The 22,158-nt window shown below is 41.4% G+C and carries 24 protein-coding genes; 13 read left to right on the top strand and 11 right to left on the bottom strand.

Translation table 11 applies throughout. From position 1 onward, the window contains the following. Positions 1-19: 19 nt before the first annotated feature. Positions 20-709, bottom strand: a complete 690-nt coding sequence (locus tag KUL10_RS05420) for a YafY family protein (RefSeq protein ID WP_110427878.1) — start codon at positions 707-709, stop codon at positions 20-22. A 125-nt stretch (positions 710-834) separates the two neighbouring features. Here KUL10_RS05420 and KUL10_RS05415 point away from each other — a divergent pair, with 125 nt between their 5' ends. Beyond that, positions 835-1,221, top strand: coding sequence for a VOC family protein (locus KUL10_RS05415; RefSeq protein WP_110427877.1), 387 nt, complete (start codon positions 835-837; stop codon positions 1,219-1,221). An 80-nt stretch (positions 1,222-1,301) separates the two neighbouring features. On the opposite strand, the gene KUL10_RS05410 is transcribed toward KUL10_RS05415, so the two are convergent. Then, complete coding sequence (locus tag KUL10_RS05410) at positions 1,302-1,922, bottom strand: UPF0149 family protein (RefSeq protein ID WP_110427876.1); 621 nt, start codon at positions 1,920-1,922, stop codon at positions 1,302-1,304. A 122-nt stretch (positions 1,923-2,044) separates the two neighbouring features. Here KUL10_RS05410 and KUL10_RS05405 point away from each other — a divergent pair, with 122 nt between their 5' ends. The 4 genes from KUL10_RS05405 to KUL10_RS05390 all read left to right on the top strand — a co-directional run bounded on the left by KUL10_RS05405 (position 2,045) and on the right by KUL10_RS05390 (position 6,560). Beyond that, the gene (locus KUL10_RS05405) at positions 2,045-3,244 is read left to right on the top strand and encodes an Nramp family divalent metal transporter (protein WP_110427875.1); all 1,200 of its coding nucleotides are present in this window, start codon (positions 2,045-2,047) and stop codon (positions 3,242-3,244) included. Positions 3,245-3,268: 24 nt separating this feature from the next. Next, entirely contained in the window at positions 3,269-4,294 is a 1,026-nt protein-coding gene (locus KUL10_RS05400; protein ID WP_110427874.1) for a metal-dependent hydrolase, read from the top strand. A gap of 153 nt (positions 4,295-4,447) precedes the next feature. Beyond that, the gene (locus tag KUL10_RS05395) at positions 4,448-5,830 is read left to right on the top strand and encodes a xanthine permease (protein ID WP_233499716.1); all 1,383 of its coding nucleotides are present in this window, start codon (positions 4,448-4,450) and stop codon (positions 5,828-5,830) included. A gap of 256 nt (positions 5,831-6,086) precedes the next feature. Beyond that, a complete protein-coding gene (locus KUL10_RS05390) occupies positions 6,087-6,560 on the top strand; it encodes a methyl-accepting chemotaxis protein (RefSeq protein WP_110427873.1) in 474 nt (157 codons plus the stop codon). A 20-nt stretch (positions 6,561-6,580) separates the two neighbouring features. Here the strand turns inward: KUL10_RS05390 and KUL10_RS05385 are convergent, their stop codons facing one another. Together KUL10_RS05385 and gpmI are read right to left on the bottom strand one after the other, a co-directional pair. Further along, positions 6,581-7,774 carry a murein hydrolase activator EnvC gene (locus tag KUL10_RS05385; RefSeq protein WP_233499715.1) on the bottom strand — a complete coding sequence of 398 codons (1,194 nt, stop codon included), beginning with the start codon at positions 7,772-7,774 and terminating at the stop codon, positions 6,581-6,583. A gap of 6 nt (positions 7,775-7,780) precedes the next feature. Then, positions 7,781-9,313, bottom strand: coding sequence for a 2,3-bisphosphoglycerate-independent phosphoglycerate mutase (gene gpmI / locus KUL10_RS05380; RefSeq protein ID WP_110427872.1), 1,533 nt, complete (start codon positions 9,311-9,313; stop codon positions 7,781-7,783). A 307-nt stretch (positions 9,314-9,620) separates the two neighbouring features. On the opposite strand from gpmI, the gene KUL10_RS05375 reads away from it, so the two are divergent. The 5 genes from KUL10_RS05375 to KUL10_RS05355 all read left to right on the top strand — a co-directional run bounded on the left by KUL10_RS05375 (position 9,621) and on the right by KUL10_RS05355 (position 12,595). Beyond that, positions 9,621-10,037: a rhodanese-like domain-containing protein gene (locus KUL10_RS05375; RefSeq protein WP_110427871.1), complete on the top strand. Its 417-nt coding sequence runs from the start codon at positions 9,621-9,623 to the stop codon at positions 10,035-10,037. Positions 10,038-10,149: 112 nt separating this feature from the next. After that, positions 10,150-10,407, top strand: coding sequence for a glutaredoxin 3 (gene grxC / locus KUL10_RS05370; RefSeq protein ID WP_110427870.1), 258 nt, complete (start codon positions 10,150-10,152; stop codon positions 10,405-10,407). Positions 10,408-10,437: 30 nt separating this feature from the next. Beyond that, on the top strand, positions 10,438-10,956 hold the full coding sequence (gene secB, locus KUL10_RS05365; protein WP_110427869.1) for a protein-export chaperone SecB: 519 nt from the start codon (positions 10,438-10,440) through the stop codon (positions 10,954-10,956). 10 nt (positions 10,957-10,966) lie between these two features. Then, positions 10,967-11,995 carry an NAD(P)H-dependent glycerol-3-phosphate dehydrogenase gene (gpsA, locus tag KUL10_RS05360; protein ID WP_110428037.1) on the top strand — a complete coding sequence of 343 codons (1,029 nt, stop codon included), beginning with the start codon at positions 10,967-10,969 and terminating at the stop codon, positions 11,993-11,995. Further along, positions 11,996-12,595 (top strand): lysophospholipid acyltransferase family protein, encoded by a 600-nt coding sequence (locus KUL10_RS05355; protein ID WP_110427868.1) that lies wholly within the window; start codon positions 11,996-11,998, stop codon positions 12,593-12,595. Here the strand turns inward: KUL10_RS05355 and trmL are convergent. The 4 genes from trmL to KUL10_RS05335 all read right to left on the bottom strand — a co-directional run bounded on the left by trmL (position 12,588) and on the right by KUL10_RS05335 (position 16,228). Next, complete coding sequence (gene trmL, locus KUL10_RS05350) at positions 12,588-13,052, bottom strand: tRNA (uridine(34)/cytosine(34)/5-carboxymethylaminomethyluridine(34)-2'-O)-methyltransferase TrmL (RefSeq protein WP_110427867.1); 465 nt, start codon at positions 13,050-13,052, stop codon at positions 12,588-12,590. The genes KUL10_RS05355 and trmL overlap by 8 nt on opposite strands. Before the next feature lie 85 nt (positions 13,053-13,137). Continuing rightward, entirely contained in the window at positions 13,138-14,115 is a 978-nt protein-coding gene (locus KUL10_RS05345; RefSeq protein ID WP_110427866.1) for an alpha/beta fold hydrolase, read from the bottom strand. A gap of 29 nt (positions 14,116-14,144) precedes the next feature. Continuing rightward, on the bottom strand, positions 14,145-15,539 hold the full coding sequence (locus tag KUL10_RS05340; protein WP_158525323.1) for an ATP-binding protein: 1,395 nt from the start codon (positions 15,537-15,539) through the stop codon (positions 14,145-14,147). Beyond that, a complete protein-coding gene (locus tag KUL10_RS05335; RefSeq protein WP_110427864.1) occupies positions 15,536-16,228 on the bottom strand; it encodes a response regulator transcription factor in 693 nt (230 codons plus the stop codon). The genes KUL10_RS05340 and KUL10_RS05335 overlap by 4 nt, the downstream gene beginning before the upstream one ends. Before the next feature lie 177 nt (positions 16,229-16,405). On the opposite strand from KUL10_RS05335, the gene KUL10_RS05330 reads away from it, so the two are divergent. From KUL10_RS05330 to KUL10_RS05320, 3 genes are all read left to right on the top strand, one after another. Next, positions 16,406-17,149, top strand: a complete 744-nt coding sequence (locus KUL10_RS05330) for a Spy/CpxP family protein refolding chaperone (RefSeq protein WP_110427863.1) — start codon at positions 16,406-16,408, stop codon at positions 17,147-17,149. Between the two features lie 139 nt (positions 17,150-17,288). Further along, on the top strand, positions 17,289-17,819 hold the full coding sequence (locus tag KUL10_RS05325) for a PH domain-containing protein (protein WP_110427862.1): 531 nt from the start codon (positions 17,289-17,291) through the stop codon (positions 17,817-17,819). Between the two features lie 7 nt (positions 17,820-17,826). Continuing rightward, a complete protein-coding gene (locus KUL10_RS05320) occupies positions 17,827-19,365 on the top strand; it encodes a PH domain-containing protein (protein WP_110427861.1) in 1,539 nt (512 codons plus the stop codon). A 1-nt stretch (position 19,366) separates the two neighbouring features. Here KUL10_RS05320 and KUL10_RS05315 read toward each other — a convergent pair whose 3' ends face one another. From KUL10_RS05315 to pqiB, 3 genes are read right to left on the bottom strand one after another with little or no spacing between them, the layout of a single operon-like run. Then, a complete protein-coding gene (locus KUL10_RS05315) occupies positions 19,367-19,873 on the bottom strand; it encodes a hypothetical protein (protein WP_110427860.1) in 507 nt (168 codons plus the stop codon). A gap of 30 nt (positions 19,874-19,903) precedes the next feature. Next, positions 19,904-20,476 carry a membrane integrity-associated transporter subunit PqiC gene (locus KUL10_RS05310; RefSeq protein WP_158525322.1) on the bottom strand — a complete coding sequence of 191 codons (573 nt, stop codon included), beginning with the start codon at positions 20,474-20,476 and terminating at the stop codon, positions 19,904-19,906. Further along, positions 20,469-22,157 (bottom strand): intermembrane transport protein PqiB, encoded by a 1,689-nt coding sequence (gene pqiB / locus KUL10_RS05305; RefSeq protein WP_110427858.1) that lies wholly within the window; start codon positions 22,155-22,157, stop codon positions 20,469-20,471. The genes KUL10_RS05310 and pqiB overlap by 8 nt, the downstream gene beginning before the upstream one ends. Between the last annotated feature and the right edge of the window lies 1 nt (position 22,158).

Raw genomic sequence — 22,158 nt, 5'->3', positions numbered from 1 at the left:
TATATAGTTTTTTCGAGAACTAACAGTCTGACAGCGGTAACAATCTCAAATATGCTTGCAAACTATTCCACTCTTCATCCTTAAAGCGTCGGTCCGACTTAATAAATTTGCTAATCCGATCAATCCTAAAATTACGAAAATCCTGCCGAAGTTCACACCATCCGGTCAAAAGCCAGACAGGGCTGAAAGAGGTCAAGGCTAATGGACGAATAGTTCTTTCGCTTTGTTTGTCATTTAAATCTACATACGTAAATGTGACAAATTGCTTGCGTCTAATGCATTCTCTTACTTCACTAAAACTAATTTCCCATGGTATTTTGTAATGACTAGGCGCTGAGAATGTAGAAATTTGTGTGAGTTCATGCAGCATCTGAGCAGACAGGGTAGCTTGTATTTTAAGGTAGGCACTTTCTGCTTTTTGAGCAAAACTATCATCTGTCCAATTTCGTACCATGCTAATTCCCAAAGCAATTGCTTCTATTTCGTCAGCATCGAACATAATAGGCGGCAGGTGATAATGCTTATCTATCATGTAGCCTACACCCGCCTCGCCAAGTATGGGAACGCCGTTATCTTGAAGGTCCTGAATGTCTCGGTACATCGTGCGCACACTTACTTCAAAATATCCCGCAAGCGTTTCTGCTGTCACAGCACGATGCATACGGCGAAGATAGTGTACGATTTCATTTAGTCGCTCTGCCTTTCGCATAACGCTGATTTACTCGTTTAGACTACGTATTAGAATAATAAATCAACAATACTGACACTAGTTGTCAGTAGTCAATGCTTATTATGAGTTTGCTTTCGATTATCAAACATCAACGGAGATTAATAATGATTGGATATATCACGCTAGGTACAAAAGATTTGACGCGCGCGAGTAAATACTATGATGAATTACTAACAACCATTGGCGCATCTCGTTTTATGGAAGAGGAGAATTATTTCGTAGCATGGTCGAGAAAACCAGAGGAGTGTGCATTATTCCTCACAATGCCGTTTGATCAAAAAGACGCCACTGTTGGAAACGGTACGATGGTAGGAATGGCATTAGAGACGCCTGCTCAAGTGGAAAGTTTCTATCAAAAAGCGATTGAACTTGGTGGAACGTGTGAAGGCAAACCTGGTTTTCGTCCTGAAGGTGCGACTAAAGGTTTTTATGCCGGATATTTTAGAGATGTAGACGGTAATAAATTAAATGCTTTTTGCATGGTGGAATAGACTGCTTTGGCGACGGCATGTATAGACATTTGAAGCTGTCGCCATTTTTTGTGTGAACAATATTAATATCATCGCTCATACTAGTGTTTCTTCTGCTCAAATGTCTCGAATTGATTGGGCAAATAAGCCGCTAACTCACCCGATATATCGATATAAATTTGAAGGGTATTGGGCAAGCTTTTGGCGATGACCGGCAGCTTTTCTTCTAATTGATTATCACCGCGCTGCTTAGCTTGTTCAATTGCTAAAGGCACATCGGCAAACGTACTAAACACTGATAGACAATGTTTAAGGTTTTTTGCTAGTTTTGGCGCTTTTTCAGGGGCTTGGTTTTGCATCTTGTGCCAAGCATTTTGCCAGACTTCTTGCATACTAGTATGTGCAGCCAGAATGCCTTTAAGCCACCATGCAAGTGCATCTTTATTAGCTTCATCATAAGCTGCATATGGTGGTAATTGGGTATTTTCGTCTCTCATTTGGCTCAAGCACCATTTAAAGTACGAAAACAGTGTTTCTGTCATTGCATCGGCCTGCTCATTACTTTTCATTTGCCCGTGATGCTCAATGGCCCACGGTAACCAAACGTCTGGCATGGGAATTTCTGGGCATGCGCTGGCACCAAGTACCGCGCCCTCGACATAAAAGCGGGGGTATAAAATAGATGCATTGTCGGGGTTTTCATATAAGCTAAGTAGATTCATGGGTGTTTTGCGTGAGGTTTAATGCCTAGCCTTTAATGATGTAATTTCTATGCTCTAACAATAGCTAATGCATTTGGCACAGTCAAAACAAAACTACAATAATAATCAATAAGTTACCATTTATGAATTCAAGTAAAACTGGCTTTATCATCGCTGCTGCCTTTATTGGACCTGGTACGGTGACCACTGCTTCTTTAGCTGGTGCTCAGCTCGGCTATGGCTTATTTTGGGCGCTCTTATTCTCTGTTTTTGCTACATTTATTGTTCAGGAAATGTCATCTAGATTAGGTCTGGTGACGGGCTTAGGTTTATCTGAAAACTTGATGAAGACATTTGATAATAGGACCTCAAAGTTTTGTTTGGGTGCACTTGTTGTCATTGCACTCGGTATCGGCAACGCAGCCTACGAAGGAGGTAACATCGCTGGGGCTGCGCTAGGCTTAGCTAATGTAGCTGAAATCAAACAAACTACTTGGGTATCAATTTTAGGCATAATTGCCTTGGGACTTGTTTGGAGTAATAGTTACAAACTCATTGAGAGTGTTTTAGTTTCATTGGTTGCAGTCATGAGTACTGTCTTTATCGTAGTGATGCTAATTGCCGGGTTCGATTTTTCGCTATTTATGGATGGGCTTGTTGGCAAGGGGCTGTTTTCTAATAATACGCTCTTATTGGCTATTTTAGGCACAACGATTGTGCCCTATAACTTGTTTCTCCATGCAGGTTTGAGTGCACAACATGCTCAAGAAAAAATGAGACAAAGTGAAGCTTTTACTAACACTGATTTAAAATCTCATCAAAAGCAATTGTTCACTTCAATAGGCATAGGTGGATTGGTTACGTTTGCAATTATGTCTTGCGCAGCCAACGCATATTTTTTGAGCCAAACCGCATTGTCACCTAGCAATATTGCAAATCAGTTGCAGCCGCTTTTAGGGGAGTTTGCCAATTCATTTTTTGCTTTAGGCCTATTCTCCGCAGGTATTACGAGCGCGCTGACTGCGCCGCTCGCCACTGCATATGCACTTTGCGGTGTATTTGGCTTTAAGCCTGATATTAAAGCAATGCCCTTTAAAATCATTTGCACAACAATTATTGCGATTGGTGTCCTAGTCGCCTTATCTGGGTATAAGCCCTTTACAATTATCGTTATTGCTCAGGCTTCAAATGCTCTACTCCTGCCAATTTCCTTGATACTCTTGCTTTACTTGGTGAATCAAAGTTCACTCATGCAGCATGCCAAAAATACTGTGATCAGCAATGCACTTTCAACTGTAATTATCCTAGTGGTTGTTGGACTTGGTATCAGCAAATTAATTTAACATATTAACAAGAAAGAGCATTAAATGGATTCACTCACTCAAATCGCTTTGGGTAGCGCAGTTGGTTATGCTGTTTTAGGGCATAAAGTGGGTCGTAAGGCAGCTATATACGGCGCGGTGTTGGGAACACTACCTGACTTAGATGTGTTCATCCCATTTGGTGGTCCAGTCGAAGACTTCACATATCATCGCAGTTTTAGCCATTCATTTATTGTGCAATTGTTGGTCAGCCCAATCATTGCGTGGTTAATCACGAAGTTTCATCCGACTACAAAAGTTCATTTTAAAGGTTGGTTTTGGCTTTTTTTCCTAACGCTTTCTACACACGCGCTTCTGGACAGTTTCACCGTTTACGGTACTCAGTTTTTGTGGCCAATTAGCGACTACCCATTTGGTTTTTCGACGCTTTTTATTATCGATCCCATTTATACGATTCCCCTACTGGCAACCTTATTTATATACCTTGCACCCAGAGTGAGTACACACACACGATTAAAATCGACCTATGTAGCCCTAACTGTCAGCAGTGTTTATATAGTGTGGAGTTTCGTAGCCAAATGGCATATTGATTCATTAAACAAAGAGGCGCTTGCCATACACCATATTGATCCAGCGATATACATGAGTACACCCGCACCGTTAAATACATTTCTGTGGAGAAGCGTAGTTGTTCAAGAGAATCGTTATTTTGAGGTTTACACCTCTGTCTTCGACCAAGTGAGTGATGTCAGCATAAACGAATACGCTAGTTCAATCGAATTACTCAATGATCTGCAGAACCAGTGGGGCGTGCAAAGATTGCAATGGTTTACTAAAGGGCTCTATGCCGTAAAACTTCAAGACGAGAAAGTAGTCTTATCTGACCTACGCATGGGCATTGAAGGCAGTTATGTTTTTAATTTTGTGGTTGGCAAACAAACCGGAGACAAGGTTATCCAAGGCTCCTATGAAAAGCTGACCCAGCGACCTAAGTTTGCAGATTTACCTTTGTTTTGGCAACGGATATTCGATCCAACGGTCAACCTACCACCAAGCACATCTTCGAAATAACTTGTTATTTAGCTACCTAAAATACGACGGAGCTTTTGTTAAAATTTATATTATTTTTTGTAAATAATATGTATAAATCTATACTCTATTGATAGCGTCCAAAAACAAACGTTTGAATCTCGACTTATAACAAGCAAAAGAGAGTACAGTATTATGTCTAAGCAGCGAGTTGATGGTAATGTGCAACCGGGAATAAAGTGGGGCCCATTCACAATGCGAATCCCATTTGTTCATTTACGATTTTCTCTGCCTGATATGCTCCAAGGCTTTGCAGTTGCAGGAGCGACAGGCTTAGCCTTAGTGCCTTACTTTATGGCCCTACTAGGGCTAAGCTTCGAAGAAGCTGTCGTCATGGCCATGATTCATAGTTTACTCATATCTTTTTCTTGGATGTTTTTTGGAGACCCGTACGCGCCTGGTTGGCTAACGCCTGCTATTCCTTTTGTTGTAGCCTTCATTACAGCGCCCGCCTATTTAGGAGACCACACTTCTCAATTTCAAGCCATGACTGCCCTGTCACTTAATTTTGCGTTTATCTTAGTGATTTTAGGTGCAACAGGTTTAGGAGCTAAGTTGATAAAGATTGTTCCAAATGTATTTAAAGGCGGAATTATTTTAGGTGCGGCTATCGCGGCATTTCTTCGCGTAACAAAAGATGGTGATGCAGCTAACGTATTCCAGTCAGCGCCAATTGCTGGCACTCTTGGGGTCGTGGTGTGTTTGGTATTCGCTTTCTCTAAACCGCTCCAAGCAATTGCATTGAACAAACCTCTTCTTGCAAAGATATTAGGGTTTGGCCTATTACCTGGATTTATTATTGCTGGCACTGTTGGATATTTTACAGGAGAGTTCACATATAACATCAGATGGGAAATCTTGGATATCGGAGCAGCGACAGTATCACTATGGGAGAAAGCTTCGCCGTTTGCGATAGGCTGGCCTCCTATTGAAACCTTCATCGCATCCTTTCCACTTGCGTTAATTACCTACATCTTATTCTTTGGTGATGTTGTCACTGGCAATGAAATGATCGAACATGCTCAAGCTCAGCGCAGTGATGAAAAGCTTGAAATTGATAGCAGCCGCGCACATATGGCCACCGGCATCAGAAATGCATTGATGGGCATCACGGCTCCATTTTTTGCTACACAAGGTGTTTTATGGACTGGTATTCAAGTTGTATTACTGAAGCGTTGGGCAGAGGGCAAAGACAAACTCAATTCAATTTACGATAGCATCGGTAGCTTCTATTTGTTTGGCTTCCCGTTTTTATTTATGTTGTTGCCGATAGTCACTTTGCTAGAACCGCTGTTACCCGTTGCCCTAGCAGTGACCTTGATATTAACTGCTTTTGCTTGTGCAACCTTAGCATTAGCACTTGTAAACGATGCCACAGAACGAGGGGCTATGGTGATTACTGCAATGGCCTTTAGCCTGTATGAACCATGGCAAGGTTTATTAATTGGGATTTTTACAATTATTGCACTGTGTGGTGTGAGTGCTTTTAAGCCGTTAAAACAAGACAAAAATTCTTAGTTTTCGGCTTCAAACTGTTGTAACTAACTCTAGTTACACCAAGTTAAGCGATTGATTTAAAAAACTTTACATAGATTCCTGCTGTGTATTCGCTCAATGCGCTTACATTTCTAGATTTTTCTATCTCAGTGCCAAATTATTTAATTGAAGCATGCTTTTTAAAGCGTAATCATTACTTCAATTTTTACGTTATTCGCCGATAACCCACAAAAGAAACGAGTTAGTTAATTAGAAACTGGAAAAGTATTATGTATCCATGGCATTTAAACGGTCATCGAGTTTTTCAAGGCGTACTGCTCGCGCAGGTGAGCATGGGCGTGGATTTGCTGTTGTTGCCGATGAAGTGCGACAACTCGCGATGCGCACAAAAGAAAATACGCAACAAATCAGTGACATAACATCTTCGTTGATTGCTGAATCAAAAGCATCTGTAAATAGTGTAAATGGTTGTGTGGAAAGCTCCAAGAATGTTGCTGAATCATCGGAATCAGCAAAAGAAATTATAGGTTCAGTCGTTGAAAAAATTGCAGAACTGTCCGCAGATATGGCGTCGGTTTCATTGGCGATAACAGAGCAGTCACAGGCATCAGATGAAATAGCTCGATCAACAAACTCTTTGTCAGTGACCTCTAATTCTTTAACCACTAACGCTGAAAGCTCTGCTCAAGCAGTAGACAGACTTAATATGGAAGTAAACAGTCTTGAAACTGAATTGAGACGTTTTGCGTAAGCTTGAGAGATTAAGCCTGATTAGCGTCGTAACCACTGACTAGGATTGAGTGCTTTACCCTTATGTCTCAGCTCAAAATACAGGCCTGTTGAGGCCTGTCCACCGCTGTTGCCAACCAGTCCAATGGTTTCGCCTGCTAGTACGGTTTGCCCTGGCTCTTTCAGTAGTGCCTGATTACGACCGTAAACTGTCATGTAACCCTCTCCATGATCGACAATCGTAACCAAGCCAAACCCTTTGAGCCAATCAGCATATAGCACTTTTCCATCATGTACAGCCTGAACTGGAACGCCTTGTTCACTGGTGAAGATAACCCCTTTCCAGCGCACCTGACCTTGACGTCGTTTCCCAAACAGAGCCCTCATTTTACCCGCGGTGGGTCGGTCTAACTTTCCTTTCAATGATTTAAGTCCATTTAGGACTATTTCAACATTTTCACTGACCTCTTCTTGTGCACGAGCACGCGCTTGTGCAGCGATTTCTGCTTGTTCTATCGCATCCAACAATGAGCGCTCTTCTTGTTGAAGCGTTTTGACTCTGGCGGTATCAGTTTTTATTTGTGTGTCGAGTGTTTGCAACTTGATATGCCTTGCTTGTTGCTGACCTCTCAACTTATCTGCTTGGGATTTTTGCGCTGACAAAAGCTGATCTAGCGTAACTTCTTTATCGCGCAATTCCAGCTCAACACTCTCTAAGGCTTGTACAATACCTCGAAATTCATCAATTTGACTTTTTCTCGCTTTGTTGAGGTATTGATAGTAAGTAAGCACTCGCTCAAATCGTCCTGCATCCTCTTGATTGAAAAGCATTTTCGCAAAATCATAATCTCCGGCCATATATGCACTCTTCAATTGATTGGCCAATAATGCTTGCTGCTCCTCAATACCCTTGCGCAGCCTAGTTCGCTCTTCTTCAAGCTTTTGCATTTCTAATCGAGTGTTTGTTAAAGAACGATCAGTCTGATTAAGCTGTGTAGCCGTTTTAGCAATTTCTAGTTCTGCTAATTTAAGCTCTTGTTGCAACCGCTCTGATGCCTCTAAATTTTGTGTAAGAGCTGCTTGTGTTTGCTTAATTAAGTTTTGAATACTCTCAAGATCATTGGCGTGCGATTTCTTTGTAATTGAGGCCGTCGCAATCAAACTCAGCAAAACGACAAAACCCAAGTCTCGTAACGAGACTTGGGTTTTGCGCATAGTGCTAGTTAGCTTAAACATTGAATGCTAGTTGGTTAACTGCATAATTGTCTTACCCGTCATCTCTTTAGGCTGCTCCATGCCTAAAAGATGAAGCATTGTGGGGGCAACGTCACTTAATGTACCACCGGTTCTGGCTGTTGCATTTCTACCGACATAAATAAAGGGCACAGGTTCACTTGTGTGGGCTGTATGAGCAACACCAGTACTCGGATCAACCATCTGTTCCGCATTGCCATGGTCTGCAGTAATAAGACACTCTGCCCCAGTTTCTTCTAGAGCCTCAACGATTCGGCCAATACAGGCGTCGACAGCTTCACACGCTTTAATTGCAGCGTCCAACTTACCAGTATGCCCAACCATATCGCCGTTGGGATAGTTACAAATAATCGCATCGTATTCTCCCGACTTGATTGCAGCCACTAATTCATCAGTCAGCTTTTCCGAATTCATTTCAGGTTGTAGGTCATAGGTTGCAACATCGGGTGAAGGAATCAATATTCTTTTTTCACCTGGGTATTCGTCTTCCTTACCACCACTATAAAAAAACGTGACGTGCGCAAATTTTTCAGTTTCTGAAATCCGTAACTGAGTTTTATCGTTCTTCGCTAGCCAATCACCCATTACGTTCACAAGCGGTTCTGGCGGATAAGCGCATGGTACGTCAAGATTAGATTCAAATTCAGTCAACATAACAAATTCGGTAGCTGGCTGACGATTTCGTTCAAAGCCATCAAACACTTTATCTACCATTGCATGTGACATTTCACGCGCTCTATCGGCTCTAAAATTCATGAACAGCATAGCATCCCCATCTTGAACACCGTTGTATCCATCCACTTTGGTCGCTTTTACAAATTCATCATTTTCATCACGTGCATAGGCTTGCTCTAGCCCACTTTCAGCGGATTCGACTGTAAACTCCGCTTTTCCGTCAATAATGAGATCGTAGGCCTGCTGTACGCGGTCCCAACGATTATCGCGATCCATTGCAAAGTATCGCCCAACCAATGTTGCAGTTTGGCCCACTCCGACTTCTGCAAAGACCGCGTCGGCTTGGTTAATTGGATCAAGTGCGCTTCGAGGTGGGGTGTCACGCCCGTCTAAAAAGCCGTGGAGATAAATTGATTTAGCGCCCATTTTGGCAGCTAGTTTTATCGTGGCGAACATATGGTCTTGATGCGAATGTACGCCTCCAGGAGATAAAAGCCCCATAATATGTACTGCTTTATTGTTATCTACTGCTTTCTTGATAGCGGAAACAATTACATCATTTTGCTGAAACTCACCGTCAGCAATATCTTTAGTGATACGCGTAAAATCCTGATAAACAACGCGACCAGCGCCTAAGTTGACATGGCCAACTTCAGAATTGCCCATTTGACCATCAGGAAGGCCTACGTCCATTCCTGAACCCGAAATCAAGGTGCTTGGTTTTTCAACAAAAAGGCGGTCAAGCACAGGTGTGTTTGCTTGAGCGATTGCATTATTGGTGGTTTCTTCTCGATAACCCCAACCGTCTAAAATAATAAGTGCGAGAGTCTTTTTTTGCGCTTGCATGAATAGCCTTTAAAAAAATAGTGGTCGAATGACATAAAGTAACCTGGATCTTGTCTAAGAGGTGGCACTGAGTGGAAAATTTAATTAATCATACAAATTAATTACATGCACCATTCCTTAAACAATGTTCAGGTTAAGTACGAATATGTAATACGAAAGTTATCAGTTTATGCGAAATGATGAAACAGCGAATTGCTTATTTTATATGCGAAAAGCTTGTAAATAGTGGTTTTGGCCGTGTTTTTCTATATACTTTGCGTCTTAATTTTTGCTTTGTTGTTTTTATATTAAATAGGTCAGACATTTCATGCTCGAGTTCTTTCAAGAAAACTTTTTATTATCAGCGGTTTGGTTAGCTCTCTTTGCTTGGTTGATATACTCGTTTGTCAGTGATGCACTTTCACCCGTAAAACAAATTAATACTCATGAAGCAACTTTATTGATGAACAAACAGGATGCAGTGTTATTAGATATACGCCCCCAAAAAGATTTTAAATTGGGGCATATCGCAGGGGCTCGTCAATTAAAAGCTGAAGAAATAACAAAAGCAGACTTCAAACGCCTTGAAAAAGAAAAAGCCAAGCCCATTATTGTTGCATGTGCGATGGGTGTATCCGCTAAGAAGACAGCAGCTCAAATGCATAAAGCTGGTTTCGAAAAGGTGACCGTATTGCAAGGTGGCATGAATGCTTGGCAGCAAGCTAACCTACCCACAACTAAATAAGTTGCGTTACGCAGTAAGATTTGCGACTGAAAGAAATTACCAATGCAACAGGTCTGTTAGCTACCTGTTATCAACAGATAACGCTTGCTAACCCAAAGACGAGGAGTCAACGATGCAAAAAGTAGAATTATACACAAAAGGTTATTGCCCATACTGCAAACGAGCAAAGGCGCTTCTTAGCGACAAAGGCGTAACGTTTACTGACTTTGAAATTGACAAACAACCGGAGTTGCGCGACGTGATGATCGAGCGTGCAAACGGTGGCCACACAGTGCCACAAATATTTATTGGTGACACTCATGTGGGCGGTTGTGATGACCTCTTTGCATTAGAGTCACAAGGTAAACTAGACGCTTTATTACAAGCATAACACTCAAAAGAAACACCGAAGGATTTAAAAATGGCTGACGAACAAGCTCCAACACCAGCAGAAGGCGCACAACAACCGGCGCAGGCTGCACAATTTAACATTCAACGCATCTACACTAAAGATATCTCGTTTGAAACTCCTAACTCGCCAGCTATTTTCCAAAAAGAATGGAAGCCAGAAGTTAAGTTAGACATCGACACACGCACGACTGAACTGTCGCCAAACACATATGAAGTTGTATTATCGGTTACTGCTACGGCTAAAATCGGTGAGGAAACCGCGTTTTTATGTGAAGTTGCACAAGCAGGTATTTTCCAACTAGGCGAGATGCCAGAAGCGAATAAAGCACATACTTTAGGTTCTTTTTGCCCTAATATGCTTTTCCCTTACGCACGCGAGACAGTCTCAAACCTAGTGAATCGTGGAACATTCCCACAGCTTAACCTAGCGCCTGTTAACTTTGACGCGATTTTTGCTGCCTACATGCAAAAACGTCAACAGGAAGCCCAAGCAAACGCAGACGCTCCTCAGCCTCAACTTGACGCATAAGTCAAAAGCAATGAGCACCGATTCAATTAAGACTCACAAGTTTGACGGGTCGGTGACTGTGATAGGCGCGGGATCATATGGTACCGCGCTTGCTTTTTGTCTAGCTCGTAATCAGCAAAGAACATATATATGGGGCAGAAATGAAGCACACTGCACTCAAATGGCCGAGCAAAGACATAACGAAAAATACCTTTCAAATTCTAACTTTCCCAACAATTTATTCGTAAAATCAGATCTTCAAGAAGCGGTTGAAGCTAGTCCTGACTTGCTAATTGTTGTTCCTAGTCATGCATTCAATGACACCTTACTTGCTATCAAACCATTTTTAAGGCCTGAACAGCGAGTTATATGGGCGACTAAAGGCCTTGAACCAGAAACGGGTAGGCTATTGTCCGAAGTGGCAGCGGATATTCTAGGCAACGATAGACCATTGGCGGTCGTTTCTGGACCTACATTTGCTAAAGAGATGATAGCGGGTCTGCCTACTGCAATCACATTGTCCTCAGACAATCTCATGCTATCACATGAGTTTGGTAACAAACTTCATAACGCACAAGGCTTTAGGGTGTATCAAAACCAAGACCTCATTGGTGTTCAATTAGGTGGTGCCGTCAAAAATGTCATCGCCATTGGCGCAGGCCTTGCCGATGGCTTGGGTTTTGGTGCAAATGCTCGCACAGCGCTGATTACAAGGGGTTTGGCTGAAATGTGTCGTTTAGGTGCATCTTTGGGCGCTAAACCTGAAACGTTTATGGGTATGTCTGGGCTTGGAGACTTAGTATTAACATGCACCGACAATCAATCGCGCAATCGACGTTTCGGTCTAGCATTAGGAAAAGGACTTAGCGCACAGGCTGCTATTGACGAAATAGGTCAAGTTGTCGAGGGCTTTCGAAATACCGATGAAGTCAAACTTTTAAGCACCCGTCAAAACATCGAAATGCCGATTTGCGAACAAATCTATCAAGTGCTTTACCGTGGCAAGTCTGCCAGAGAGGCGGCAATGAGCCTATTAAGTCGCACTCCTACCTCTGAATAAATGAACACGGATGAATACGCACATTTAAATGGAAAACCACCAAAAGGTGGCAATAGAGTAGCTGCGAGTTTTGGCGGCTTCCTGCTTAGATTGTTCAAATGGAAAATACAAGGACAGCTTCCCCACTACAAAAAAATGGTCATTGCCGTTGCGCCACACACTTCTAATTGGGATTTTTTCTTAGGCGTTGCAGTTTTGTTCGTGCTGCGTATCCGCATTAAGTTCTTGGGTAAGCACAGTATTTTCATCCCTGTATTCAAGCAAGTATTAACGCGATTAGGTGGTATACCTGTGGATCGACGCGCTACACACGGCGTTGTCGAACAGATTACGCGCGCGTTCAATAGTCATGAAGCAATGATTTTAGCTGTTGCTCCAGAAGGCACTCGATCACCTGTTTACCCATGGAAAACAGGATTTCTTGCGGTTGCTCAAGAAGCCCGAGTTCCCGTTCTGCTAATTGGCTTTGATTTTAAACTTAAGACAGTGATCATCGGAGAGATAATTTATCCAAGCGGGGACCTAAATAATGATATGCAGAAAGTCTATGACTTTTTTAAATCCATCAATGCTAAATACCCTAGCAAGGTAATTACCTAGCCCCCTCGTAACCAAACTGTCGCCAAGCTTCGTAAACAAACACTGATACGGCATTCGATAGATTCATACTCCTGCTATCGGGTAGCATTGGAATTCTTAATCTCTGTGCTTCGGGTAAACTCTGAATAAAATCATCGGGGAGGCCTCGGGTCTCAGGTCCAAAAATTAGTGCGTCACCATTTCGATACTGAGCATCAGAGTGAAATTGCTTTCCTTTTGTCGTGCACGCAAATATACGTTTCGGCGATCTATCAGCAATATACGCATCAAGGTTAGCGTACTTTTTTACTTCCGCAAATTCGTGATAGTCCAAACCTGCTCGCCTGACCTTTTTTTCTTCCCAATCAAACCCGAGAGGCTCAATTAGGTGAAGTCTGAATCCGGAGTTCGCGCACAATCGAATGATATTCCCGGTATTTGGCGGAATTTCGGGCTCAAATAGCACAATGTCTAACATGTTTTTAATATTCCTAACATTCTTAAATTTAGTTCAACTTTGCTTACAATTGCATTGAATATCGTGATTTTAAGTATTTATCAAATTAAGCCAACATAAACGCTTCAATAGAATTAAGGCATTGTTCTCGCATTGCATCAGATTCAAAAAATAGCTCGTGCATAGCTCCATCAACAGTAACTAGGCGACTATCTGCTAGTTTTTGATGTACGTCATCGATGGCGTCATTACTGACGATTAAATCACCACCTGATTTCAAGACTAGACAAGGTATCGTAATTTGATCTGCATTGTCATGTATGTATTGAAGCGCGGATAATGCTTGCACGACCCACCAAGATGTTACCCCCCCCAATTGCACGTTTGGATTCTCTGAGTAAGCCGTTTTGAACAAATGATATCGTATTTCACTGTGTGTCAGTCTGTTTTTGTGGAACGGAAAAGCCTGATAATTACTTTCACCAACAAAATAGCTCGCCTTTTTCCCACTTAGCTTAGTAAAGAACAGGTTTACACTCAGCAGCGTTTTTGCCATCCAAATAGGAACCGGTGGTGCGATGCCAAACATAGGAGAAGAAAATACGGCTTTAGAAAAGTATGATTGTCTTCTGAATAGCACAAGTGCAGCAATTGCCCCCCCCATAGAATGTGACAGCAAATACCTTGGAAGTTCACATTGACCATTCTGCACTAATAACGGTTGCAGCACATAATCGATAATAATTTCAAAGTCATCAGCATAATCACTGAACGAATCTACATAGCCATGATGGGGATTATCGGTTAAACGCGAAGACTCTCCTTGACCACGATGGTCATGAATAAAGACAGAATAGCCATTAACATAAAAATCATGTGCCAGTTCAGCATATTTGATAGCGCATTCAGAGCGTCCTGAAGAGAACACGACTACTCCACGAGGATGGGGGTGGAAAGCACTGTAATAAACTATTTCAACGCCATCTGAAAGTTGCCAAATACCTCTGGCCATTTGCGTACTTAAAAAAGGCATTATGATTGATTCATGTTTTGCCTCTACTTCATTTTCTTTCAATAATTTCATCTAAGCATTTTTTGTCTGGTAGTAGGAGTTCAATCTTTAGGCAGAATTATTGTCATATTCAAACCGCCAAAGGGGCTTTTTTGTGCTTCAATGCTTCCATTGTGAGCATCGATAGCTGCTTTTGCAATTGCTAACCCCAATCCCGTACCATTGTTTTCAGTATTTTGCTCACCAACAGATTTAGCCCGATAAAATGGTTCAAACAGCAAGGCGAGCTGTTCATCACTTACCCCACACCCGTCATCATCAACAACCACACACACGTTTTCACCATTTTTTGACGCATAAACTTGAATGTTAACGCTAAACTTAGCAAATTTAAGTGCATTGCGAATGATGTTTTCGATAGCACTTCTCACCGCAGCTTTGTCAATTGAACTGTAGATATTGTCAGTAATTTGCAGGTTAGTCTGGATATGTCGATTGCTCGCTTCGAGTTGAGTCTCTTCAACGATTTCGGTCACTAGTTCAGAGATATTTTCATGACAAAAATCTAATTTGGAATGAGAAGATTGTGCCTTACTAATATTTAAAATTTGCTCAATAAGGCCGTCCATCTTGCTTATGTCATTACTGAGGCGGTCAATGTTTTTCTGCAGAATATTAGTATTGCCCTCTGCCCCCTCCAATAATGCAAGCGCTAGTTGCATACGTGTCAACGGCGTCCTTAGCTCGTGAGATACATTAGCCATCAACATTCTTTGGTTATCTATCGTGTTTTCGATTTGTGCGGCCATTTTGTTAAAGTCTTTGCTTAACAAACCGATCTCATCTTTGCGCTTATCATAGCCATTGACCCTAGTGTCAAGTTTACCTTTTGCAAACTGTCGACTCGCTTCACTAATCTGTTTGATCGGACGTGTGAGGTGCCAAACTAGTACACCACAAAACACAGAACCCAAAATAAGTACGATAATTCCGCCGTAGATAAATATGGGCGCTCGGCTTACGCGTTCTGCTTTGGGTAAGACTCTTCCAATAAATAAAATATTGACTTCACCATTGGTTGTTAATTCGAATGGCCCAACAAAGTCCGCATTTTTATTACGTAAGCGAATGAGTTTGTCCGATAATGAATAATCTGCAAATACTTTTAAACGTCCCGCAATTGGCCTTGGAAAACCAATATTTACATGTTTGGTATTCGGATCGACACGCACCACCAGCCAATTATTCATGCGAGCGAGTTTTTTCATAATCTGCCGAGTACTAAAGTCTGATGCCTCAATTTTCTCAATTGCCGACTCAATTTTTACGACCATTTTTTGTTGCGACTTAGTTAAGGGCAAGACTTCTACAGGATCAGAAACCCGATTAACGACTAAAATCACCGCGAAAACCATCAAGCCAGTCGCCAGCCAAAACCAAACAAAGATTCGACCAAATAATGAATTTGTCGGGTTCAAACGGCTAAATATACTCATATACATTGTTCACTCATGAATAAGTAACCACTGCCTCTTATTGTCTTGATTAAATTACTTGCCCCTGCCTGGCTTAGTTTTTTTCTAACGTTACTGATATGCATATCTAAACTTCTATCGTGTGGGCTTAACCGTTTACCCAATGCAGACTGACTTAACTGTTCTTTTGTCAACATCTCTCCAGCGTTACGCATTAGTAAAGACAATAATTGAAATTCTGTTGATGTCAATTCCACTAACTGCTCGTTGACATGAGTGCTTTGTGTGGCGGAATTTACCCTAACCCCCATAAGCGTTAGGCTTGTTTGTTTAGTGATGCGTCCATTCTCACTAAAGCGCCTCGTATTAGCCTTTATGCGCGCTAATAGCTCTCTGTGATTGAAAGGCTTTGCAAGGTAATCATCTGCGCCAAGCTCTAAGCCAAGCACCTTATCATACGCATCACCTTTGGCAGTCAACATAATGACAGGCGTTTGATTGTGTTGCCGCAATCGACGCAATACTTCAAATCCATCAATTTCAGGCATCATGACATCCAGGAGGATCAGGTCGTAGTCATTTGTTTTTAAGTGTTCAAGCGCTTCACTCGGCTGGTTAACGACATTAGGTTTAAGATCGTTTTGTTCAAGGTACTCACACAGCACTTGACCCAATTCCTTGTCATCATCAATTATCAATACCGTGTTCATCGTACGCACCTTAATACTATTGTACTCTCTACCAATTAATATCTATATTTTGACATGTTTCTGCACAGTCACTAAATTGAAAAATACTAACTTTACAAAAGCTTTACACTGTATTTGCGTTGCTTTGCATTGCACTTGCTAATCTATAATTGTCAAAACAACGAAGAGTAAATTCACATGCAAAAATTATTAGCTACATTAACCATTGTTTCATTGATTACTTTTGCACCGATAACATTAGCTCAGAAATCGGGTCATAAAAAATCTCAGGAAATCTTTAGCCAACTTAGCTTAAGTGACGCTCAAAAAGAACAAATAAAAACGATCAGACAGAATAGTCGTGAAGAGAAAAAAATATATCGCGAGGAAAGAAAAGCAGTAAAAGAAGCGTTTAAAGCACTTATGAAAGCGGAAATATGGGACGAAAATGCGGTAAACGCGGCAGTTACGACTCAAACAATTGCCTCTAAGCAATTGAGACTGATAGAAGCTAACGCAAAACACTCGGTTTATCAGGTATTAACTGACGAGCAAAAAGCCGAACTTGATGAGTTGATAGCGAATCGTCCTGAGCGCCCTTCGCGCTTAGAAAAACTGAATAAAAAAATGCAAAAGCTCAACTTGAGTGATGAACAAACAACTGCGATAACTGCACTGATTAGCTCGCATGAAGCCGAAGTGGCAACTTATCAAGCTGACAAAGCAGCCGCTAAAGCCGCTCAAAGAGCATTAATTACAGCTGAAAGCTTTGATCAAAGTGCATGGAGTCAACTTTTTGATGACAACCTAGAGACCATGATTGCCGCTAAAGTAAGCAGTGCTAAGTTCAAATTTGATCTTAAGAACATACTGACTAAAAAGCAGCTTAAACGCTTAAAAAAGCTAATGAAAAAATCCAAGCGCGGTAAAAAGTCTGAGTAACAAGTAATCTTTTTCTAAAAAAACCTGATGCAAGCTTGCTTTGTATCAGGTCGTCTGTTTTGTAGCGTTGTAGAAAAAACAGATAAGTGCTACAACTACGGCATGACTCCTTGCAATATAAGCTATTTCTACAACATTCATGACCTTTTCAAATCAAAGTATTGAAATAAATCATCTTAGCATCACTGATATTGTATTCACCCCTCTGTCAATTTCTTATAGAAAACTCAACTTATGGCTGACATTTGTGACTCACACTATTATTTTGTCTGTTCCGGTTTTTCTAAAGTTTCAGCATTTCTTTGACATGCCTGAGGGCTTCCATCAGTACTTCTTTTGGGTAATAGCAGTATTGTTATCAATCGCTGTCATCGAACTTAGTTATCACTGGTTTGCAGATCAAATCAAAGGCTATGCTTTGCGTGAGCAAGACATCCATTACCGCTCAGGGCTTTTCTTTCGCAAGCATGTTTGTCAACCCTTGTTGCGTGTTCAACATATCGAAATAAAGCGCGGGCCATTTGAAAGAAAGGCGGGACTCGCCACACTACAGGTCTTCAGCGCAGGTGGTTCAATGCAGACTTTCAATATACCAGGATTAGAGCACAAGACGGCGATTCGGCTGCGAAGCTTCATTCTTGGTCACGAAGATCTTACGATTGACGAGTAATTACTAAGTGCCTAATACTCATCAATTATCTTCTATCAGCGAATGGTCGCGAGTAGCGCCAATAGGGATCGTATACTTCTTAGTGAAAGCGATCACGCTATTTGTGACACGCTTCTTGTTATATTTGATTCCCGCTTTCGCACTAAATTTTGAGAAAATCCAAGCCCACACCCACTATATTTTCGTTGGATCTTTATGCTTGATATTGATTTTTGCCACCGGAGCACTTCTACACTATTGGTTTTATACCTTTCGCGTCAGTGGTGAGCGCGTTGAGATAAAGCAAGGAATTTTTAAAAAGCGTTTTTTAGACTTGCCGTTCAATAAAATTCAAAACGTTAAAATTGAAGAACCCTTTTATTATCGTCCCTTTGGCTACGCCAGTATTGAGTTAGAGTCAGCCGGTTCTGCGGGGCAAGAAGCAAAGGTAGTCGCAATGAAGCTTGAAAAAGCGCAAGTATTCAAGCAACAAATTCTCGATAAACGAACACAGCAGACTAATCAGCCTTTAAATACGGTACCCGAAAACCGTGAAACGGTCATCAATACGCGAAGTGTTATGGATTTAGTGATTCATGGTATCACCAATAATCGAGTCTGGCTGATTCTGGGGGCAGCTGCACCTTTTTACCAAAGTATTGCTGAAAACCTAGGTGACATTTTGTTGTACTTGGGTATGGACATCGAGGCTTACCTTAACTACAACACGCAAAGCTTGGGTGTTTTCATACTACATGTACTTTCGGTTGTTATGTTTGTCATGTTACTGATCGTCTCTTTTTCCGTTTTAGGTTCGATTTTAGTGTTTTACGATTACCGTTTAAGTCGACAAGATGACCGCTATGTGAAGCGCAGTGGCTTGCTATCAAAGCAAGAAGTCACGATGAAGAAGAGTCGAATACAAGTGGCGATTCAACAACAAGACTGGTTAGACTTACTGATTGGACGAGCCAATCTACAATTAGAACAAAATACAACGGGTATCAATGCCGCCAATAGTAATCATGATCTGGCAGCGGCTAGTAAATTAATTGTACCTTCAATTACACCTTCGCAAGCAGATGAGATTATCGAAGAAGTATTTACCTTTGAACAACTCAACCAGCTCGAATTTAAAAAGGTTAGCAAACGCTTAATAGTCAGGCTGATTGCTTTTCCGGTGCTTCCGCTAATTCTCATGTTATGCACAATCGCATACCTAGCCAGCGTAAACTGGCATGTCTGGGTTGCAATTGTTTCTGTGAGTGTCTTATTAATTGGGTTGATTGTACTGCGGTGGTATCGGTGGGGATATCACTTCGACAAAAATTTTATATGTATTCGAAAGGGGTTGCTCGGAAAAGACTACATTATCTTCCCAAAAGCCAAAACTCAGCAAGTGGCTTACTCACAAACACTTTTTATGCGTCAAAAAAATATAGCCAGCATTAAACTAGTGTTAGCTTCAGGGGCCCATCGCGTGCCTTACATTGAAGATAAGGACGCGATGAGTATGCTTGATGAAAGCTTATTAATTGTGGAGCGGAATAAGCCCGCTTGGATGTGATCTATTTAACGCGTGATACTCTGAATCGTTTTCCAGTGTCTTTAAGTTCCATTTTATAGCCAAAAAAGTCTTTGTTTATATAGGCTAGGAAATTACAGTCTTTAAAATTTAAGCGCTTGTCACTGAGTTGATTCCAAATTTGCCCGCCTTCTAAATGCAGTCTAAATTTATTCTTACCCGCAATTTTCGTGCATTTAACGACTCTTACTAGGACAGATTCAGGCTCTTTATTTTTGTTCGAACCCACACCCTTGCGATCTGCGCCAAGTTCATCTGGGGGGATAGTATTTGGAATAACGTCTTTTGCGACTTCTATTTCTCTTACCTCAACCTTCTTGGTGACGACAGTTTTGGTTAACTTATCATAGCAATCTAGTCTATCAGTGGCAGATTCGATAATGGCACACGACTGAAGCTTTACTTCTAAATCACCAGTAGCAAGGACCGATGCAGATTGCATAATCATACCCAAAAAGCTCGCCAACAATACGCCTGTTTTTTTATTCATTATTATTTCCATCTACTACAATGTCATCTCTCATGGTATCAGCATTTGTTGTTCAAAAATACGCTTGGACAAACGCTTAACCTGCGCTCGCATTTTTAATACCGCATGAGCGTAACCGTCTTCCTCTAGTTCATCTTCAATATAAAAGGGAATGGTCATGTTACTATCTTCGATTAGCCAATGTCCGGCCAGTAACACCTTACCTTGACTGTTTGGGTAGAAGTGATCGACATGCACCATAATACTCACACAATCATGGCATGTTTGAACAAATTGAATATGTTCGCTTTCAGAATTTAGGTCATTGAGTAAGGCTCGTTTGATGGCACTCTCTAGACCATCAGCCCATAAATGAAAATTTGCAGGCACCACATTGCTAGCTTCGTCAAGCATGATCAAATTCGACGTTTTTAAATACAAAGCTAAACTCACGTTTGAAAGTTTAACTTTGGTTGCTGAAGACTTAACAGGAAGTTGACTAGGATTGGCATCAAATAAATAGTACACCGTTTCTGGCTGGTCTGAATCAGTTGAAGAACATGCGCTGATGACAAATATCACTAGTAATGAGCATAAGGCATGTGCAGGAAAACGCTTATTCATTTTTTTCATCCCTTTGTTTTTCAATCTCACCTTGTGTCTTTGGCAATGCGTTGGGTTCTCGATCGGCAGGAAGCGTGGGAGAGAACAACAACTTGTTTGGTTTATTACTAATATCATTAATCAGTGGCTTGATCTCGGCTAGTGTCACTTCTAACTGCTGAATTGACGAATTTACAGACTGATATAACTGTGAGTTCGGTTGTAAGCCTTCTAGTGTTTCACGTAATTCTACTAGGCTTGACTCTAACGATGTCGCCGTGGCGCCAGCTTTGTCGATTGCGTTTTGCGCACTAATAAAGGCGGCATCTGCGCTTTTAAGGGTAATTTCGCCCCGATCAATCAAGTCATTGATATTATCCACTGTGCGCTCTAACTCTAAATTATTGATTTTATTCAGCACACTTTCCATGCTCTTAGTAAGCGTTCCGATCGCTCCGGGCTTAAATGGAATAATTGGATATGGCCCAAAATGTTCAACGCTATTTTTTCGCTCATTGCTTGGGCTCAAAGAGACTTTAAGCGATCCTGTCAAAAGATTCTCGGTGGCTAATGACGCATTAACGCCATCTCGTATCCACTTGTCCATCATCATTTTGAAAACGTCTAATGTCACTTCTTCATTTTGAGATAATCGCTCAGGTTCGATTTTCAAGATAACAGGAATACGTGTTTCATCTATACTTCCCACAATCGCACGAGTTTTATCAAATGCCATAAATGGTTCGGCAACGGTGCCAATACGAATACCGCGATAATCAACAGGGGCACCTTTATATAAGCCCTCAACTGAGTCTTCCACTAACACTACATATTCTAAATATTCATATACTCTATCTTGGGCAATGCTTTCTTTAGAGTCATAAACCTGAAAGGTATGATACTGAGGCACTCCTAGGCCAGGCGAACGCCCTTCCAACAAATCGAATTCAATACCTCCGGTAAGCAGTGTCTCAAGCGAAGCAAACTCCAAACTAACGCCCTTTGAATCTGCTTTAAAAGCAACCCCACTGCTATTCCAAAACGATGTATTTGCTGTTACCAAGTTGTGAAACGGCGCATTGACGAAAATATCATATTGAGCTTCATGCTCAATATCATCATAGGTTTTACTTTCGACAGCACCGACCTCAAAGCCTCTATAAATAATGGGCATACCAATGTTTAATGCAGTGTTTCCTTTAGATACCAATTTAAGGTGAATTCCGTCGGCATTGCTCGGCGTGATTGGAGGACTTTCAAGACCCACAAAATGTTGTGCAAACTCATTGGATTCACCAGCAGATACCTCAATATATGCACCGGAAAGCAAAGTATCGATTCCAGTGATTCCTTTGGCACCCACGCGAGGTCGAACGACCCAAAACAAGCTGTCTTTTGCAAGGAATGACTCCATTCCCTTTTGCACCTCGATACTGACAATAATGGTTTCTTTATCATCACTAAAACTAATGTTTTTCACCAAGCCAATATCAACATTTTTGTTTTTAAGTACCGTTTTGCCGCCCACTAACCCTTCGGCAGTATTAAATTGTACATCTATTTTTGTGCCCATGTTTTGGTAGTGGTTGTAAATCATCGCGATACCAATTAACAAAGATATCAAAGGTAATATCCAGATCTTTGATACACGGCTCTTAGGGGCCAAAATTAAATCTCTACTTTCAGCTTCATTGTCTTGCATA

The organism is Glaciecola sp. KUL10, from assembly GCF_003203515.1.
GTDB lineage: Bacteria > Pseudomonadota > Gammaproteobacteria > Enterobacterales > Alteromonadaceae > Glaciecola.
This window is presented reverse-complemented; position numbering and strand designations above follow the sequence as displayed.

Excerpts from the sequence above, each read along its gene's own strand:
- KUL10_RS05420 (WP_110427878.1), bottom strand. The coding sequence starts at position 709 with ATGCGAAAGGCAGAGCGACTAAATGAAATCGTACACTATCTTCGCCGT.
- KUL10_RS05415 (WP_110427877.1), top strand. The coding sequence starts at position 835 with ATGATTGGATATATCACGCTAGGTACAAAAGATTTGACGCGCGCGAGT.
- KUL10_RS05410 (WP_110427876.1), bottom strand. The coding sequence starts at position 1,922 with ATGAATCTACTTAGCTTATATGAAAACCCCGACAATGCATCTATTTTA.
- KUL10_RS05405 (WP_110427875.1), top strand. The coding sequence starts at position 2,045 with ATGAATTCAAGTAAAACTGGCTTTATCATCGCTGCTGCCTTTATTGGA.
- KUL10_RS05400 (WP_110427874.1), top strand. The coding sequence starts at position 3,269 with ATGGATTCACTCACTCAAATCGCTTTGGGTAGCGCAGTTGGTTATGCT.
- KUL10_RS05395 (WP_233499716.1), top strand. The coding sequence starts at position 4,448 with ATGTCTAAGCAGCGAGTTGATGGTAATGTGCAACCGGGAATAAAGTGG.
- KUL10_RS05390 (WP_110427873.1), top strand. The coding sequence starts at position 6,087 with ATGGCATTTAAACGGTCATCGAGTTTTTCAAGGCGTACTGCTCGCGCA.
- KUL10_RS05385 (WP_233499715.1), bottom strand. The coding sequence starts at position 7,774 with ATGTTTAAGCTAACTAGCACTATGCGCAAAACCCAAGTCTCGTTACGA.
- gpmI (WP_110427872.1), bottom strand. The coding sequence starts at position 9,313 with ATGCAAGCGCAAAAAAAGACTCTCGCACTTATTATTTTAGACGGTTGG.
- KUL10_RS05375 (WP_110427871.1), top strand. The coding sequence starts at position 9,621 with ATGCTCGAGTTCTTTCAAGAAAACTTTTTATTATCAGCGGTTTGGTTA.
- grxC (WP_110427870.1), top strand. The coding sequence starts at position 10,150 with ATGCAAAAAGTAGAATTATACACAAAAGGTTATTGCCCATACTGCAAA.
- secB (WP_110427869.1), top strand. The coding sequence starts at position 10,438 with ATGGCTGACGAACAAGCTCCAACACCAGCAGAAGGCGCACAACAACCG.
- gpsA (WP_110428037.1), top strand. The coding sequence starts at position 10,967 with ATGAGCACCGATTCAATTAAGACTCACAAGTTTGACGGGTCGGTGACT.
- KUL10_RS05355 (WP_110427868.1), top strand. The coding sequence starts at position 11,996 with ATGAACACGGATGAATACGCACATTTAAATGGAAAACCACCAAAAGGT.
- trmL (WP_110427867.1), bottom strand. The coding sequence starts at position 13,052 with ATGTTAGACATTGTGCTATTTGAGCCCGAAATTCCGCCAAATACCGGG.
- KUL10_RS05345 (WP_110427866.1), bottom strand. The coding sequence starts at position 14,115 with ATGAAATTATTGAAAGAAAATGAAGTAGAGGCAAAACATGAATCAATC.
- KUL10_RS05340 (WP_158525323.1), bottom strand. The coding sequence starts at position 15,539 with ATGAGTATATTTAGCCGTTTGAACCCGACAAATTCATTATTTGGTCGA.
- KUL10_RS05335 (WP_110427864.1), bottom strand. The coding sequence starts at position 16,228 with ATGAACACGGTATTGATAATTGATGATGACAAGGAATTGGGTCAAGTG.
- KUL10_RS05330 (WP_110427863.1), top strand. The coding sequence starts at position 16,406 with ATGCAAAAATTATTAGCTACATTAACCATTGTTTCATTGATTACTTTT.
- KUL10_RS05325 (WP_110427862.1), top strand. The coding sequence starts at position 17,289 with ATGACCTTTTCAAATCAAAGTATTGAAATAAATCATCTTAGCATCACT.
- KUL10_RS05315 (WP_110427860.1), bottom strand. The coding sequence starts at position 19,873 with ATGAATAAAAAAACAGGCGTATTGTTGGCGAGCTTTTTGGGTATGATT.
- KUL10_RS05310 (WP_158525322.1), bottom strand. The coding sequence starts at position 20,476 with ATGAATAAGCGTTTTCCTGCACATGCCTTATGCTCATTACTAGTGATA.
- pqiB (WP_110427858.1), bottom strand. The coding sequence starts at position 22,157 with ATGCAAGACAATGAAGCTGAAAGTAGAGATTTAATTTTGGCCCCTAAG.